Source organism: Lentibacillus kimchii (assembly GCF_042666895.1).
GTDB classification, from domain to species: domain Bacteria; phylum Bacillota; class Bacilli; order Bacillales; family Amphibacillaceae; genus Lentibacillus; species Lentibacillus kimchii.
Genome location: NZ_JBHTGR010000012.1, coordinates 1 through 15,168 on the forward strand (window position 1 = coordinate 1; position 15,168 = coordinate 15,168).

The 15,168-nt window shown below is 42.5% G+C and carries 14 protein-coding genes; 2 read left to right on the forward strand and 12 right to left on the reverse strand.

The window, feature by feature from the left end:
• Positions 1-230 precede the first annotated feature (230 nt).
• Positions 231-455, forward strand: a complete 225-nt coding sequence (locus ACFQU8_RS06915) for a helix-turn-helix domain-containing protein (RefSeq protein WP_382358476.1) — start codon at positions 231-233, stop codon at positions 453-455.
• A gap of 45 nt (positions 456-500) precedes the next feature.
• Here the strand turns inward: ACFQU8_RS06915 and ACFQU8_RS06920 are convergent, their stop codons facing one another.
• From ACFQU8_RS06920 to ACFQU8_RS06935, 4 genes are all read right to left on the reverse strand, one after another.
• A complete protein-coding gene (locus tag ACFQU8_RS06920) occupies positions 501-944 on the reverse strand; it encodes an acyl-CoA thioesterase (RefSeq protein WP_382358477.1) in 444 nt (147 codons plus the stop codon).
• An 82-nt stretch (positions 945-1,026) separates the two neighbouring features.
• Positions 1,027-1,791, reverse strand: coding sequence for a succinate dehydrogenase iron-sulfur subunit (gene sdhB / locus ACFQU8_RS06925; RefSeq protein ID WP_382358478.1), 765 nt, complete (start codon positions 1,789-1,791; stop codon positions 1,027-1,029).
• Positions 1,792-1,812: 21 nt separating this feature from the next.
• A complete protein-coding gene (sdhA, locus tag ACFQU8_RS06930) occupies positions 1,813-3,561 on the reverse strand; it encodes a succinate dehydrogenase flavoprotein subunit (protein WP_382358479.1) in 1,749 nt (582 codons plus the stop codon).
• 134 nt (positions 3,562-3,695) lie between these two features.
• Entirely contained in the window at positions 3,696-4,316 is a 621-nt protein-coding gene (locus tag ACFQU8_RS06935; RefSeq protein ID WP_382358480.1) for a succinate dehydrogenase cytochrome b558 subunit, read from the reverse strand.
• 270 nt (positions 4,317-4,586) lie between these two features.
• Here ACFQU8_RS06935 and ACFQU8_RS06940 point away from each other — a divergent pair, with 270 nt between their 5' ends.
• Positions 4,587-5,024: a YslB family protein gene (locus tag ACFQU8_RS06940; RefSeq protein ID WP_382358481.1), complete on the forward strand. Its 438-nt coding sequence runs from the start codon at positions 4,587-4,589 to the stop codon at positions 5,022-5,024.
• Positions 5,025-5,071: 47 nt separating this feature from the next.
• Here ACFQU8_RS06940 and uvrC read toward each other — a convergent pair whose 3' ends face one another.
• The 8 genes from uvrC to ACFQU8_RS06980 form a co-directional block, all read right to left on the reverse strand.
• On the reverse strand, positions 5,072-6,865 hold the full coding sequence (uvrC, locus tag ACFQU8_RS06945) for an excinuclease ABC subunit UvrC (protein ID WP_382358482.1): 1,794 nt from the start codon (positions 6,863-6,865) through the stop codon (positions 5,072-5,074).
• 90 nt (positions 6,866-6,955) lie between these two features.
• Complete coding sequence (gene trxA, locus ACFQU8_RS06950; protein WP_382358483.1) at positions 6,956-7,273, reverse strand: thioredoxin; 318 nt, start codon at positions 7,271-7,273, stop codon at positions 6,956-6,958.
• 156 nt (positions 7,274-7,429) lie between these two features.
• On the reverse strand, positions 7,430-8,404 hold the full coding sequence (locus ACFQU8_RS06955; RefSeq protein WP_382358484.1) for an electron transfer flavoprotein subunit alpha/FixB family protein: 975 nt from the start codon (positions 8,402-8,404) through the stop codon (positions 7,430-7,432).
• A 54-nt stretch (positions 8,405-8,458) separates the two neighbouring features.
• Positions 8,459-9,232 carry an electron transfer flavoprotein subunit beta/FixA family protein gene (locus ACFQU8_RS06960; protein WP_382358485.1) on the reverse strand — a complete coding sequence of 258 codons (774 nt, stop codon included), beginning with the start codon at positions 9,230-9,232 and terminating at the stop codon, positions 8,459-8,461.
• Positions 9,233-9,253: 21 nt separating this feature from the next.
• Positions 9,254-10,027 (reverse strand): enoyl-CoA hydratase, encoded by a 774-nt coding sequence (locus ACFQU8_RS06965; protein ID WP_382358486.1) that lies wholly within the window; start codon positions 10,025-10,027, stop codon positions 9,254-9,256.
• Positions 10,028-10,045: 18 nt separating this feature from the next.
• The gene (locus tag ACFQU8_RS06970) at positions 10,046-10,633 is read right to left on the reverse strand and encodes a TetR/AcrR family transcriptional regulator (protein ID WP_382358487.1); all 588 of its coding nucleotides are present in this window, start codon (positions 10,631-10,633) and stop codon (positions 10,046-10,048) included.
• A 121-nt stretch (positions 10,634-10,754) separates the two neighbouring features.
• Positions 10,755-12,446: a long-chain-fatty-acid--CoA ligase gene (locus tag ACFQU8_RS06975; RefSeq protein WP_382358488.1), complete on the reverse strand. Its 1,692-nt coding sequence runs from the start codon at positions 12,444-12,446 to the stop codon at positions 10,755-10,757.
• Between the two features lie 379 nt (positions 12,447-12,825).
• Positions 12,826-15,168 carry an endonuclease MutS2 gene (locus ACFQU8_RS06980; RefSeq protein ID WP_382358489.1) on the reverse strand — a complete coding sequence of 781 codons (2,343 nt, stop codon included), beginning with the start codon at positions 15,166-15,168 and terminating at the stop codon, positions 12,826-12,828.

Sequence of the window (15,168 nt, forward strand, 5' to 3'; positions counted from 1 at the left end):
GTTAAAGCAGCAGCAGGCTGCTTAGAGGAATTTTAAAAAAATACACATTAGAAATTCTGCAGGTCTTTGCGTTTTTAATAAGAGCAATTATGAAATTGATTCAGGTCAAAAAACTTTCTTAAATAACCCGCAAAGGGGCTCACTGTTTACGTCTTCTTTCATAAACTAATCATGACTAAATAACTCACCCTTCAACTGCGACTCTTTGGACAGCGAGGAGGGGTTATCAATTGAAGGATAAGACAAACAAAACATCACAGCTACTGACAAAACGGGAAAAGGAAGTATTTGAACTTCTTGTACAAGATAAATCAACAAAAGATATTGCCCAGGAATTGTTTATATCAGAAAAAACAGTCCGGAACCATATTTCAAATTCAATGCAAAAAATGGGCGTCAAGGGGCGTTCCCAGGCTGTTGTCGAACTCCTCCGTATGGGGGAGTTAAAGCTATAGGGAGTTAAAAACCGGCTTTCTTTTCAAAAAGCCGGTTTTTGTCATCTATAAAGCCATAAGCTGACGTTTCATTGTATCGTTCATCGGAACCGGCTTTTCCGTATCGGAATGAATCATGACCATTCGTCCGCGGCCCGTTAAAGAGAGTTCATAGTTGTCATTTAACGCCATATAATGAACGTCCAGAGACGTGTTGCCAACGTGACCTAGTTTGACATACAATTTGATCGTTTCATTAAAATAAATTTGCCTATGATAATCACATTGTAAATCCGCTACAATCGGCATGACCTTTTCATCATGCTCCTGAGGAAACACCCCTGCTTGTTTTAAAAATTCAATCCGTGCTTCCTCAAAATAAATAAAAGCTGACACATTATTAACATGTCCGAACATATCCGTTTCGGAAAAACGAACTTTAACAGGAATATAAAATGAAAATTCCGACATCCACTGATCTAAATCTTCAATATAAGAAACCTTTGTCAATTAAACTGCCTCCCTATGAAAATGACCCCTGCCACTTAATGGAGCAAGGGTCATTATATAGATAGATTGATAGTTTTATAATCTAATGTGCTTCATCACTGCCAAAGAAGTTCTTGAACGCTTGAATATTGGTTGCACGGTTCATGGCAGCAATTGACGTCGTCAAAGGAATACCTTTAGGGCACACTTCAACACAGTTCTGAGCATTGCTGCAGCCGCTAATACCGCCGTCTCCCATTAACCCTTCGAGACGTTCACTGGCATTCATTTCACCTGTTGGATGTGAGTTGAACAAACGTGCTTGCGATATAGCTGCTGGACCGATGAAATCGGATTTATCATTAACATTCGGGCATGCTTCAAGACAAACCCCACAACTCATACATTTCGATAATTCATAAGCCCATTGTTGTTTTTTCTGAGGCATCCGCGGACCGGAACCAAGGTCATAAGTTCCGTCAATTGGAATCCAGGCCTTCACTTGTTTCAATGATTCGAACATTTCTTCCCGATCAATGAATAAATCGCGAATTACCGGGAATGTTGTCATTGGCTCAAGACGTATTGGCTGTTCCAGCTCATCTACCAGAGCAGAGCAGGATTGCTGAGCTGTTCCATTAATAACCATGGAACAAGCTCCGCAGACCTCTTCAAGACAGTTCATATCCCATTGAACTGGTGATGTTTTCTCCCCACTCGCATTGACTGGGTTTTGCCGAATGGCCATCAGTCCGGAAATCACGTTCATATTACGTGTATAAGGCACCTCAAATGTCTCTTTATAAGGAGAAGAATCCGGACTGTCCTGACGGGTAACGATAAACGTAACAGTACTTTTTTCAGCCATTTCATTGACTCCTTTCATTAACTACTTGCTTGAATAGTCACGCTTACGGGGCGCTATATATTGTGTATCTACTTCTTCATAGTTAAAGACAGGCTCATGATTTGTTTCATCAAATTGAGCGACAGTCGTTTTCAGGAAGTTTTCATCATCACGCTCGGGAAATTCTGGTTTATAGTGCGCACCACGTGTCTCATCACGCTTCAGAGCACCGATCGTGATAACGCGTGCCAGTTCCAGCATACTTTCCAGCTGACGCGTGAACATGACACCCTGGTTGTTCCAGCGGGACGTATCATTTATGTTAATATCTTTCCAGCGTTCCATCAACTGCTGAATTTGCTTATCAGCTTCTTTCAGCTGATCGTTATGACGGACAACGGTGACATAGTTGGTCATCAGTTCGCCGAGTTCTTTATGAATCTCATAAGCATTTTCAGAACCATTCATCTGCATCAGCTGCTCAAATTTATCTTGTTCTTCTTTCTCTTTATTATCGAACAATTCAGATGGCATATCATCAACATGTTTGTCCAGTCCCTCAATATAATCGATAGCATTCGGCCCGGCTACTGATCCGCCATAAATAGCCGACAGTAACGAGTTAGCGCCCAGACGATTTGCGCCATGCTGGGTGAAGTCACACTCACCAGCGGCAAAAATGCCTGGAATGTTAGTCATCTGGTTATAGTCGACCCAAAGACCACCCATGGAATAATGGACAGCAGGGAAAACTTTCATTGGAACTTTGCGGGGATCGTCCCCTACAAATTTTTCGTAAATTTCCATGATGCCGCCCAATTTGACATTGAGCTCTTCAGGATCTTTGTGTGACAAATCAAGATAGACTTTATTTTCACCATCAACACCGAGGTTCTGATTGACACATACATCAAAGATTTCCCGTGTCGCTATATCACGCGGAACCAAGTTTCCATAACCTGGATATTTCTCCTCAAGGAAATACCATGGTTCGCCATCTTTATACGTCCAGACACGTCCACCTTCACCACGGGCTGATTCACTCATCAGACGGAGCTTATCCTCTCCCGGGATAGCTGTGGGATGAATCTGGATAAACTCACCATTTGCGTATTTTGCGCCTTGACGATAAAGAATGCTTGCAGCTGATCCAGTATTGATCATAGAATTCGTGGACTTGCCAAAAACAATGCCAGGACCGCCTGTTGCTATAATAACAGCATCCGACGGAAACGATTTAATCTCATGTGAGCGAATATTTTGGCCGACAATGCCGCGTCCAACATTATCATCATCAATGATGGCTCCAACAAATTCCCAGTTTTCATATTTATTAACAAGGCCTTCCACTTCATAACGGCGCACTTGCTCATCAAGTGCATATAGGAGCTGCTGTCCTGTTGTTGAGCCTGCATACGCTGTCCGGTGAACTTGTGTCCCGCCAAACCGGCGGAAGTCCAAAAGGCCCTCTGCTGTACGATTGAACATAACACCCATGCGGTCCAGCATATTTATTATACCGGGCGCTGCTTCACACATCTCTTTCACGGGTGTCTGGTTAGCCAGAAAGTCACCGCCGTAGATCGTATCATCAAAGTGGAGCCACGGGGAATCACCTTCGCCCTGTATGTTAACAGCACCGTTAATGCCGCCCTGAGCACACACAGAGTGAGAACGCTTAACAGGAACAATCGAAAACAAATCGACTTCAACGCCTGCTTCAGCTGCTTTAATTGTTGCCATCAGACCGGCTAAACCGCCGCCAACAACAACCATTTTACGATTACTCATAGTATAAGGCTCACTCCTTATTTTCTGTAAAATATGGTTCAAGAAAACCGGTGAGATCAAACTATTCCGCTCGAAAGCCGATGTTTAACTGACGATGCAGCACGTCCTGATCTGGTCTTCTCAAACCGTTTCTTTTAAACACCATAAGCGAATTGGATCAACGCTCTGACACCGAGATAACTGAGTGCTAAAAATACAATCATTGTAATGTATGTAAGCACCTTCTGGGAACGTGGCGATTGTGTAAAACCCCATGTTACCATGAAGCTCCAGAGTCCGTTCGAAAAATGGAACGTTGCTGCCAAAAGGCCGATGATGTAAAACCAAAACATTAATGGATTGGACAAAATATCTTCCATCAAACTGTAATCAAGCGGTTCGTTGCCCAAACCAATCTGTATGCGCGTTTCCCAAACGTGCCAAATGATGTACACGAATGTAACAATACCGGTGATTCGCTGCAAAAGATACATCCAATTGCGGAAAAAACCATATCGTGTTGTATTGCTCTTTCCGATAAATACAATGTAAACCCCTAAGATTCCATGAAACAAAATCGGCAAGTAAATAAGCACTATTTCCAACAAAAGTCTGAATGGCAAGTTATCTACAAAAGATGCCGCTTGATTAAAGCTTTCCTCACCGTAAACAGCAAAGTGGTTCACAATCAAATGCTCAATCAGAAAAAGACCAATTGGAATGACACCAAGAAGCGAGTGAAGTCGCCGATAAAAAAATTCACGATGTTCTGCCATGATTTATCCCCCCTCTTCACGTTTAATACACTTCAGACAATAAGACTGTAGTTATTATTGCCCAAAAGATGCACAATTTATGACATATATATTGTAATGCTATCCGGGTTGGGCGTCAAGAAAAGGAAGTGAATATGCATATTATCCTACTAAAAAATGCCGGACACTGCTTGCACTTTAACACATTTGCATTGATAATATTACTATGATTCCGTTTAAACCAATAAATGTGTTTATGCGTGTATTCGTACTGGGGAAGGGATGACTTTAATGACTAAAGACCACAGCATGATGCCAATTACACTTTTGGATAAATTAAACACGCCGGGAGCCGGATATGATCTCATCCGGTATATTGGCCTGCCGGATTTATTTGGGAATGAAACCCATACTATGCTTTATTTTATGGGTAAAAATCTGGCTCGAAAATTTGAAATACAAGCCGTATCCGATATTATCTACGCATTTGAAAAATTAGGATGGGGCCAACTGGAACTTTTAAGCGAGCAAAAAGATAAGCTGACTTTTCAATTAATGGCCGACTCCGTGGTTTATCGTCTCACAGCGCCAATCGAAACGGAATTCCGTCTTGAATCCGGGTTTTTAGCTGCATCAGTTGAAAAGATTAACAGCAATTCATGCGAATGCCATGAAGATATACATAAAAAAGTCCATCTTGTCGAATTCACAGTCACCTATACTGATTAAACAATCGCACTTCTGGAAGCTGTCAGATTAAAAGGAGCGAAACAAAGTCAGGTTGTTTCGCCCCCTTTATCGTTATTCAAATGGGTTAGAATGTCTTGGGCAATAGTTTGCGGAACGCCTAATTTCGTAAGATTTTCCACGGACGCCTGTTTAATATCGTTAATTGATTTAAAATGGGTCAACAGCAGACGCCGCCGCTTTTCCCCAACACCTGGAATGTTATCCAGCTCTGACTGGATGCTATTTTTGCCTCGTAGTTGTCTATGAAAAGAGATAGCAAACCGATGTACTTCATCTTGAATGCGCTGCACAAGATAAAATGGCTGTGATTGTCTTGACAGCTGGATCACTTCGGGTGGATTACCATACAGTAATTCACTTGTTTTATGCTTGTCATCCTTCACCAAACCGGCAAGCGGAATATCCAGACCCAGCTCATTTTCCAGCACATCCATCGCTGCACTCATTTGACCTTTGCCGCCATCGACAATAATCAAGTCAGGCAATGGCAGGTCGTCTTTCAGCACTCTTGTATACCGGCGACGGACAACTTCACGCATCGTTTCATAATCATCCGGTCCTTCAACATTTCGGATTTTATATTTGCGATATTCTTGTTTGTCAGCCCGCCCATTGATAAAAGCTACCATTGCTGATACGGGATCCGCCCCTTGAATGTTCGAGTTATCGAACGCCTCAATCCTGTGCGGTGTTTCAATATTCAAGGCATCACCAAGACTGTCAACAGCCTGAAATGTCTGCTCTTCATCACGTTCAATGAGTGAGAACTTTTCCTGCAGGGCAATCCGGGCGTTTTTCATCGCCAAATCCACAAGCTGTTTCTTCCGCCCGCGGAATGGGGTGTGGACATTTATTTCCAATAAGTCACTTAACAAATCAGTGTCAGTGCCAATCGGAACAAGCAGCTGTTTTGGTTTCAGATGGTGCTGGTGCATATAAAATCGTCCAATAAAGCTGACAAAGGTATCTTCAGGGTCATCAAAAAAAGGAAATGTTGAAACATCACGCTCGATTAAGTTCCCTTGTCTCACAAAAAAAACCTGAATGCACATCCACCCTTTATCATAACTATAGCCGAATATATCGCGGTCTTTCTGATCATTTAATGTCATTTTTTGCCGTTCCATAACGGCTTCAATATGCTGAATAAGATCCCGCAGTTCCTTAGCCCGTTCAAAATTCATTTCTGCACTGGCTTCGTGCATTTTATTGAGCAAATCATCCTTGATCTCTTTGTGACCACCGTGCAGAAAAGAGGTGATGTTTCGAATAATCTCTTTATAGGTTTCTTCCGGAACCGGTTGTTCACGGCAGGCAAGACACTGCTCCATATGATAGTAAAGACACGGGCGGCCTGGAGGATTATTGCATTTCCGTAATGGATACAATCGGTCCAGCAGCTTCTTCGTTTCCTTAGCTGCCAGTACATTTGGATAGGGTCCAAAATATTTTCCTTTATCCTTTTTGATATTTCGTGTAATAAGCAGCCTCGGATGTCTTTCAGATGTAATTTTTAGATACGGGTAGGTTTTATCATCTTTTAAAAGGACATTATATCTGGGATCGTATTTTTTAATTAAATTCATCTCCAGAATTAATGCTTCCATTTCAGATGATGTCACAATATACTCGAAATCCTGAATTTCCTGAACCAGGCGTTGTGTTTTTTTATCATTAGCTCCATTGAAATATGATCGGACTCTGTTGCGGAGCAATTTAGATTTTCCAACATAAATAACCGTGCCATTTTTATCTTTCATTAAATAACAGCCTGGCTGTGCCGGCAGAACAGCCAGTTTTTCCTGTAATAGCTGATTCATTGCAAAACTCATCCCTAAATTATGATACCTGTCTATACATAATCCCCTGCTACGTGATGTAACAAGGGATTACGATGCAACGCTCTTTTATTATGCAGCGTGTTTGTTGATTAAGTCAACGAGTGCTTCTTTAGGCTGGAAGCCAACAACCTGATCAACAACCTCGCCGTTTTTAAACAGCAGAAGTGTAGGAATGCTCATGACGCCATAATTGCCGGCTGTTTCCTGATTTTCATCAACATCCAATTTTACAATTTGTACTTTATCGGACATTTCGCCGTCAATTTCTTCAAGAACTGGAGCGATCATTTTACAAGGTCCGCACCATGGGGCCCAAAAATCCGCCAGAACCAGCCCTTCAGCTGTTTCCTGACCAAAGTTTTGATCTGTTACATGTTCAATTGCCATTTTCATTACCTCCTCAATCACTATACTGTAAATTGAGTATATCATCGTTCATTATTCCTGGCGAATACTTTGTTTATTCCACTTCCAGAGCGTCATACACGCGATAACATAACGATGCTGCTATTGCTTTTAAGTATCAAAGTGCCTTTCAGTACCTTAAACCACAGCCTGCTTCAATTCTTCGGTCAGTTTTGGAACCACTTCAAATATATCACCGACAATGCCATAATCCGCAACATTGAAAATATTTGCTTCCGGATCTTTATTGATGGCAACAATCACTTTCGAATTGGACATGCCTGCAAGATGCTGGATTGCACCGGAAATACCGACAGCAATATACAAATCAGGTGTGACAACTTTACCGGTCTGACCAATCTGCAGCGAATAGTCACAGTATTCGGCATCACATGCACCGCGTGAAGCGCCGACAGCTCCTCCCAGCACATCCGCGAGTTCATACAAAGGCTCAAAACCCTCGGCACTTTTCACTGCGCGTCCGCCGGAAACAATGACGTTTGCCTCAGATAAATCAACACCCTCAGACGTCTTCTGAATCACGTCTTTGATAACTGTATTAAGATCTTTGACATCAACTTCCTGAGCCGTTATATCTCCAGAACGTGATTCATCGCGTTCAAGTGCTGGCAGGTTATTCGGACGAATGGTCACGAAGGTTAAACCATCTGATATCGTTTTTTTCTCAAATGCTTTCCCCGAATAAATGGGTCTGATGAAAACAGCTTGATCATCATTGATTTCAATATCTGTAACATCCGAAATCAAACCAGTATCAAGTTTGGCGGCAAGCCTTGGCGTTAAATCTTTTCCGGATGCTGTGTGTCCCATGATAATGCCATCTGGTGATTCGTTATTAATCACTGTCATAAGCGCCTGTGAATAGCCTTCGGACGAATACGTTTCCAGATTGTCATGCTTAACCGTTATGACACGGTCAGCTCCGTTGTAAATAAACTCCTGTGCCTGTTCATTCATATCTTCATGACTGCATAAAACACCAACAACTTCTGCTCCGTCATCAATCCTTTTAGCTGCCGCAACTGCTTCAAATGTGACATGGCGCAGCTCCCCATGCCTCGCCTCACCTATAACAAGTAATTTATCACTCATGCTATTTCTCCTCTCCTTATCAAAAATTAAGCAGGTATTTTGTTCCCAAACGAATTAAAGTACTTTGGCTTCATCTTTAAGCAGTGAAACCAGTTCACTCACCTGTTCGTCAATGTCGCCTTCCAGAATGCGTCCTGCTTCTTTTTCAGGAGGCAAAAATATATCAATTGTTTCGGTTTTAGCCTCAACATCTTCTTCGTCCAGATCCAAATCATCAAGTTCGAGTTCATCAAGCGGTTTTTTCTTAGCCTTCATAATACCAGGCAGTGACGGATATCTCGGGTCGTTCAACCCCTGCTGACAGGTAACCAGTAATGGGAGATCTGCTTCTGCCTTTTCGACATCACCTTCAACGTCTCTTTCTATAGATGCTGTGCTGCCATCAATTTCAAGCCCTGTAATTGTTGTCACATAATTGATGCCCAGCCTTTCAGCAAGCCGTGGGCCGACCTGACCGCTCGCCTCATCTATAGCGACGTTTCCAGCCAAAATCAGTTCTGGTTCTTTATCATTAAAATAGGATTCCAGAATTTTGGTTGTTGTAACCTGATCACCGTCTTCAAGATCATCTTCTGTATTAATCAGAACGGCCTGGTCAGCTCCCATAGCAAGAGCTGTGCGCAATTGTTTTTCAGCCTCCTCATCACCAACTGTCACAACTGTCACTTCCCCGCCGTGCTTATCACGCTGGTTAATCGCTTCTTCTACAGCATATTCATCATACGGGTTAATAATATATTCAGCGCCTTCATCTTCAATGCGTCCATCCGATACACTGATTTTTTCTTCTGTATCAAACGTGCGTTTCAACAGTACGTAAATGTTCATACCCGTTTCTCCTCCTTTAAATTACTTATCCTGAAAGTCTGGTTTGCGTTTATCCAGAAATGCATTTATCCCTTCTTTTGCATCTTCTGAACCGAAAATATCGGCGAATGCCTTTGCTTCCTCCTGAACCCCTGTTTCAAATTGTTCAGACTTAGCATAAGGGATCAAGCCCATGACCGCATTAATTGATAATCGGCTTCTTGATGCAATCGTCCCAGCCAGTTCATATGCCTTATCAAAAGCTTCCCCATCTTTTACTGTCTGATTGGCAAGACCAACTGTTTTAGCTTCCTTGCCGCTAATGGGCTCGCCTGTTAAAATCATTTCATAAGCTTTGGCGGCCCCGACATGCTGCGGCAAACGCTGTGTTCCGGCAAATCCCGGAAGAATACCCAGCGTCACTTCAGGCAGGCCAAGTTTAGCCTCTTCAGTCACAATGCGAATGTGACAGGCCATCGCGAGTTCCAGTCCGCCTCCTAAGGCAGCCCCGTGTATGGCAGCAATGACAGGGATTGAAAAACGCTCAATCTGGTTAAATAATTCCTGTCCTTTTTGTGATAAAGATTGATAATCAGAAGCATTTTGCAGAGCCGTAAACTCTTTAACATCCGCTCCGGCGGAGAAAAATTTCCCTTCCCCTTTTAAGACGACAGCTTTAATAGTGGAATCGGTTTCAAGTTTGTCCATATAATCTTTTAGATCATTTAATAGATTACGTGTCAAAGCATTTGCCGGTGGACTCTGGATCGTCAGGACTGCTACATGATCGTGTGTTTCATAGTTTATGGTACTCATATCAAATGCGCCTCCTTTCTAATGATTAACGGAAAGACCAGACGTGATAAAGGCGTGAACATCCGAACTTTGTGAAATAAGCTCATATCGCTGGTCCTGCATAACCCAATTGGTAACGATCTCATCAAGCGTACCAAAGATCATTTGCCGAACAAGCGGAATATTCAAATTATCACGAAAGATATTTTCCTCTATGCCTTCTTTAATTATATCATCAATCACCGTTAGATAGGGCTTTAAAATCTGATTAATTTCCTGCCTGAGTTTTATATTCGACTGCCTCAGCTCCAACTGCGTAACAACGGCGAGATGATGATCCTCAGCAAGCTGATGGAAATGCATGCTGATCAGCGTGTATAACTTAGCTTCAGCATTGTCCTCATATTGTATGCTGCTGGCAATCTCTTTAATAAACTCACCCATTTTTTCTTTGAAAACTGAGATAAGAATATCTTCTTTATTTTTAAAGTAAAGATAAATGGTTCCATCAGCAACACCCGCCTTATTAGCAATTTTAGCTACCTGCGATGCATTAAAACCATTTTCTGCGATGACTTCAACAGCTGCCTCGATAATTTGATTATACTTCGGTTTGTTTTTTTCCATCATAATCTCCTTGAAATTCACTAGTGAATAGTGAATGAACAGTCATTCATATCCTTATTCTAAAGGGCAGGCTATCTTCTGTCAATATATCGTTCAGGCAGGTCGGTTGTCGTTTAATGAATCAAACGGATTCAAAATTTGGCTGTTGTTTTTTATCTTCATCGATAAGCTGACGGCGTAAGATTTTACCCACGGCTGTTTTAGGCAATTCATCACGAAATTCATAGACTCTTGGTACTTTAAACGCTGCCAGATTGTTACGGCAAAATGTATTAAGATCTTTGTCATCAACTTGGTGACCAGCTTTCAAAACAACATAGGCTTTAACTGTTTCGCCGCGATAAGGATCCGGAACACCTGCAATCACAGCTTCCTGAACAGCTTCATGTTCATACAGCACTTCTTCCACTTCCCTAGGGTAAATGTTGTAGCCACCAGCAATAATCAAATCTTTCTTCCGATCAACAATGTAAAAATACCCATCTTCATCCATGTACCCAACATCACCTGTGAACAACCATCCGTCTTTCAGGACATGATTCGTTTCTTCTTCATTATTCCAGTAGCCCTTCATAATTTGCGGACCCTTTACAGCTAATTCACCAGTCTCCCCGACAGGTGCTTCATCACCGGTTTCCAGCACAATTTTCGCAAGCGTGTCCGGCCATGGTAAACCGATACTGCCATTAACACGATGTTCCCATACTAAATTGGCATGTGTAACTGGCGAGGATTCAGTTAAACCATAGCCCTCCACAACACGGCCATTGGTTACATTCTCAAATTGCTCCTGAACTTCAACAGGCAATGGTGCCGATCCGCTAATACAGGCTTGAATAGACGACAAGTCATATTTTTTCAAATCGGGATGACTCAATAGTCCGATATAAATCGTTGGTGCACCAGGGAATAAAGTGGGTTTTTGTTTCTGGATCGTTTTAAGAACGTCTTCCGCATCAAATTTAGGCATTAGAATCATTTTAAACCCATACATCACAGACAGATTCATAACGGTCGTCATACCATATACATGGAAAAATGGCAAAACACCCAAAACCGTTTCGTTGCCAGTTTCCGTTTTATATAGCCAGTTCCGGCACATTTGCACATTGCTGACCAGGTTATAATGCGTCAGCATCACACCTTTTGGATGTCCGGTCGTGCCGCCAGTATACTGCAGCAGGGCCACATCATCCTGTGGATCGATGTCAACTGGTGTATAGTGCTCATGACCGTTTTCCATGATTGACTGCCAAATATGAATGTCCTCCGATGACTCCGGATTGACAACCATATTGTATTCTTTCTTCTGGATAAACGGATAGACCAGATTCTTCGGAAAAGGCAAATAACTTTTTATTTCTGTTACAATAGTATGCTTCAACTCAGTGTTGCCGCGCACCTTGGAAACACGCGGCAATAAAACATCTAAACAGACAATAAACGTTGCGCCGCTATCCATCAGCTGGTACTCAAGTTCACGTTCTTTATATAACGGATTCGTCTGAACGACAATTCCGCCAGCAAGCAGGGCCCCGTAATAACTGATAACGGCTTGCGGGCTGTTCGGCAGCATAACTGCTACCCGATCCCCCTTTTCCAAACCAAGTGATTGAAAATAAGCTGCCAACTTTTTCGCCTGTGAATAGACATCCCCAAAAGTCATGTCTTTCCCCATAAAATGAATCGCTTTCTTTTTTGGGAATTGTTCCGCTGACTCGACCAAAAACGAATCTAGTGATCTCTTTTCATATGCAATCGTTTCTGGAATCACTTCCGGATAATGCTTTAGCCAATACGATTGGTTCACCATTATATACTCCTCCTCTTTGCTTGGCTAATTCCATTATACCGATAAGTGATTATTTTTTGAAACTTAAAATACCATTTTCTTTAAAATTTTTTAAAATATCTGCTAAACAAAGATATACAGCATATTTAAAGCAAGTAAACAATTCCAACTATTAAGAAGATGGCACTAACGATAAACATGATCTTCGCCAGACGCTTCAGCAGCATCTGAATCCCCTCCAATACGCACTCCATACTCTAAATAAAGCAGGAATCAAACTATCACGTTCAGCTGGCTTCAGGTCATTAAAAATCTGCCTGGACATACGAGCCGAAACAAAAAGATCTTATCAAATAAAGTCATCCCAGTACATATTGTCCGGCAGCAGCTAACATTGATGTTATGCCAATTCAAGGACAGTCACACCACTTCCGCCTTCACCTGCTTCACCCTGCCTGTCTCCTTTAATGCGGGGATTTTTTTGGGCAAATTGTTTAACCCCTTTGCGCAGAGCGCCAGTACCTTTTCCATGAATAATAAAAACTTTAGGGTAGCCAGCAAGCAAGGCATCATCAACATATTTTTCTAATTGCTCCATCGCTTCCTCGTAGCGCTCACCACGGAGGTCAAGTTCTGTTTTGACATGATGACTGGAACCCTTAACGGTTGTCATCGGTTTTTCCGTTTCCGTCTTCTGCTCATTAATACGCTCCAAGTCGCTCCGCTTCACTTTGACTTTCATGACGCCTACCTGAATCAAATATTCCTGATCATTAACCTTTTCCAATACCGAACCTTGCTGGTTTGCTGACAATAGTTTTATTTGATCGCCGGGTTTCAGTTCTTGTGCTGAAGCGTTGGCTGATGCTGTCTTATCCGATTTTTTCGCTGATAAATCTGGCTGCGCTTCTTCAAGCATTTTCCGGGCTTCTATCCACTCATGCTCTTTTAACTGGGCGTCTGTTTTCATAGTACGGACTTCGTCAACAATGGTTTCTGCATCATCACGCGCTTTTTGCAGTGCTTTAGCCGCTTTATCTTCCGCATTTTTATACATTGTCTCACGCTTCGTTTTGAACTGGTTCCACGCCTTTTGCAGTTCCTTATGAAGGTTTTCACTTTCTTCCAGAACTTCCTGTGCCTGTTCGTAATCAGCTTCAGCCTCATGATGTGATTGTTCAAGTGAGGCAATCATATTTTCCACGCTTGCAGCATTAACACCGACATGATTTTTAGCCTGATCAATCACCGAATGAGACAGTCCCAAACGTTTGGCAATATCAAACGCGTTACTGCGTCCAGGTACGCCAATCAGCAGCCTGTAAGTAGGCTTTAAGCTTTCCACGTTAAATTCTACTGAGGCGTTCACCACATGTTCACGATTATAACTGTATGCTTTTAGTTCAGGATAGTGTGTTGTAGCCACTGTGAGGGCACCACGAGCGACAACATCATCCAGAATAGCCATAGCTAATGCAGCACCCTCTTGAGGATCAGTTCCCGCACCGAGTTCGTCAAACAGCACAAGAGATTTGTGATCGACTTGCTGGAGAATTGAAACAATATTTGTCATATGCGATGAAAACGTGCTTAAACTTTGTTCAATCGATTGTTCGTCACCAATATCAGCAAAAACATTATCAAAAACAGCCATCTGACAACCATCCTCTGCAGGAACTTGCAGACCTGACTGAGCCATTAACGTGAACAGCCCGACCATTTTTAATGTAACCGTTTTGCCACCGGTGTTGGGACCAGTAATAACGATGGTTGTATAGTCTTCACCGATAGAAACATCATTGCTCACGACCTCGTCCTCAGGGATTAGCGGGTGCCGGGCTGCCTCGAGATTAATTATCCCGTCTTCATTCATAACAGGCATAGCCGCATTCATTTGTCTGCCTAATTTTGCCCGGGCATTAATAAAATCGATTTGCGCCAGAAGCGAGACATTCTCTGTAAGAACGTTTTCATTAGCCGCAATTTGCCCGCTCAATTCCTGGAGAATCCGATCAATCTCTTGTTTTTCTTTACTTTTTGCCTCCTGAATCTGGTTATTCAAGTCGACAATCGCCTTTGGTTCCATGAATAACGTCGCACCGGATGTGGACTGGTCATGAACAATTCCGCCGATTGCTCCGCGGTATTCCTGTTTCACAGGCAGAACATAGCGGTCATTGCGAATGGTGACAATTGTATCTGACAGCATTTTACTCTGTGATTTCGTATAGCGGTCCAGCTTATCACGTACATTGCCCTCATAGGACCTGATCGATGACCGAATGCTCCGCAATTTAGGTGTGGCGCTGTCCATCACGTTTCCTCTTTCATCAATACAGTTATTAATGGCTTTCTCCAATTCAGGCAAGGAAACAATACGTCCGGCCATATCGTCTAAATGGGGCACATCCGTTTCTAAAGTATCAAAAAAATGCTTAACCTGACGGGTTGCATAAAGTGTCGTGGCTATATTAAGACAATCCTCAGCAGTCAATATCCCGCCGATAACACTCCGCTTCACACTTGCACGAATATCTGCAATTCCGCCTAAGGGCACAGCCATATTCAAGCGTAATATCTGACCGGCTTCATCGGTCTCCGTCTGCCGTGTTCTCACATCCTCAATATCGGCTGAAGGTTTCAGTTTGCGGGTCAGTTCTTTTCCGACAGTCGTCGCTGCCTGGTTACTTAATCGGGCAATGACTTTGTCAAATTCTAATGTTTGCTGTATATGTTCATTCAT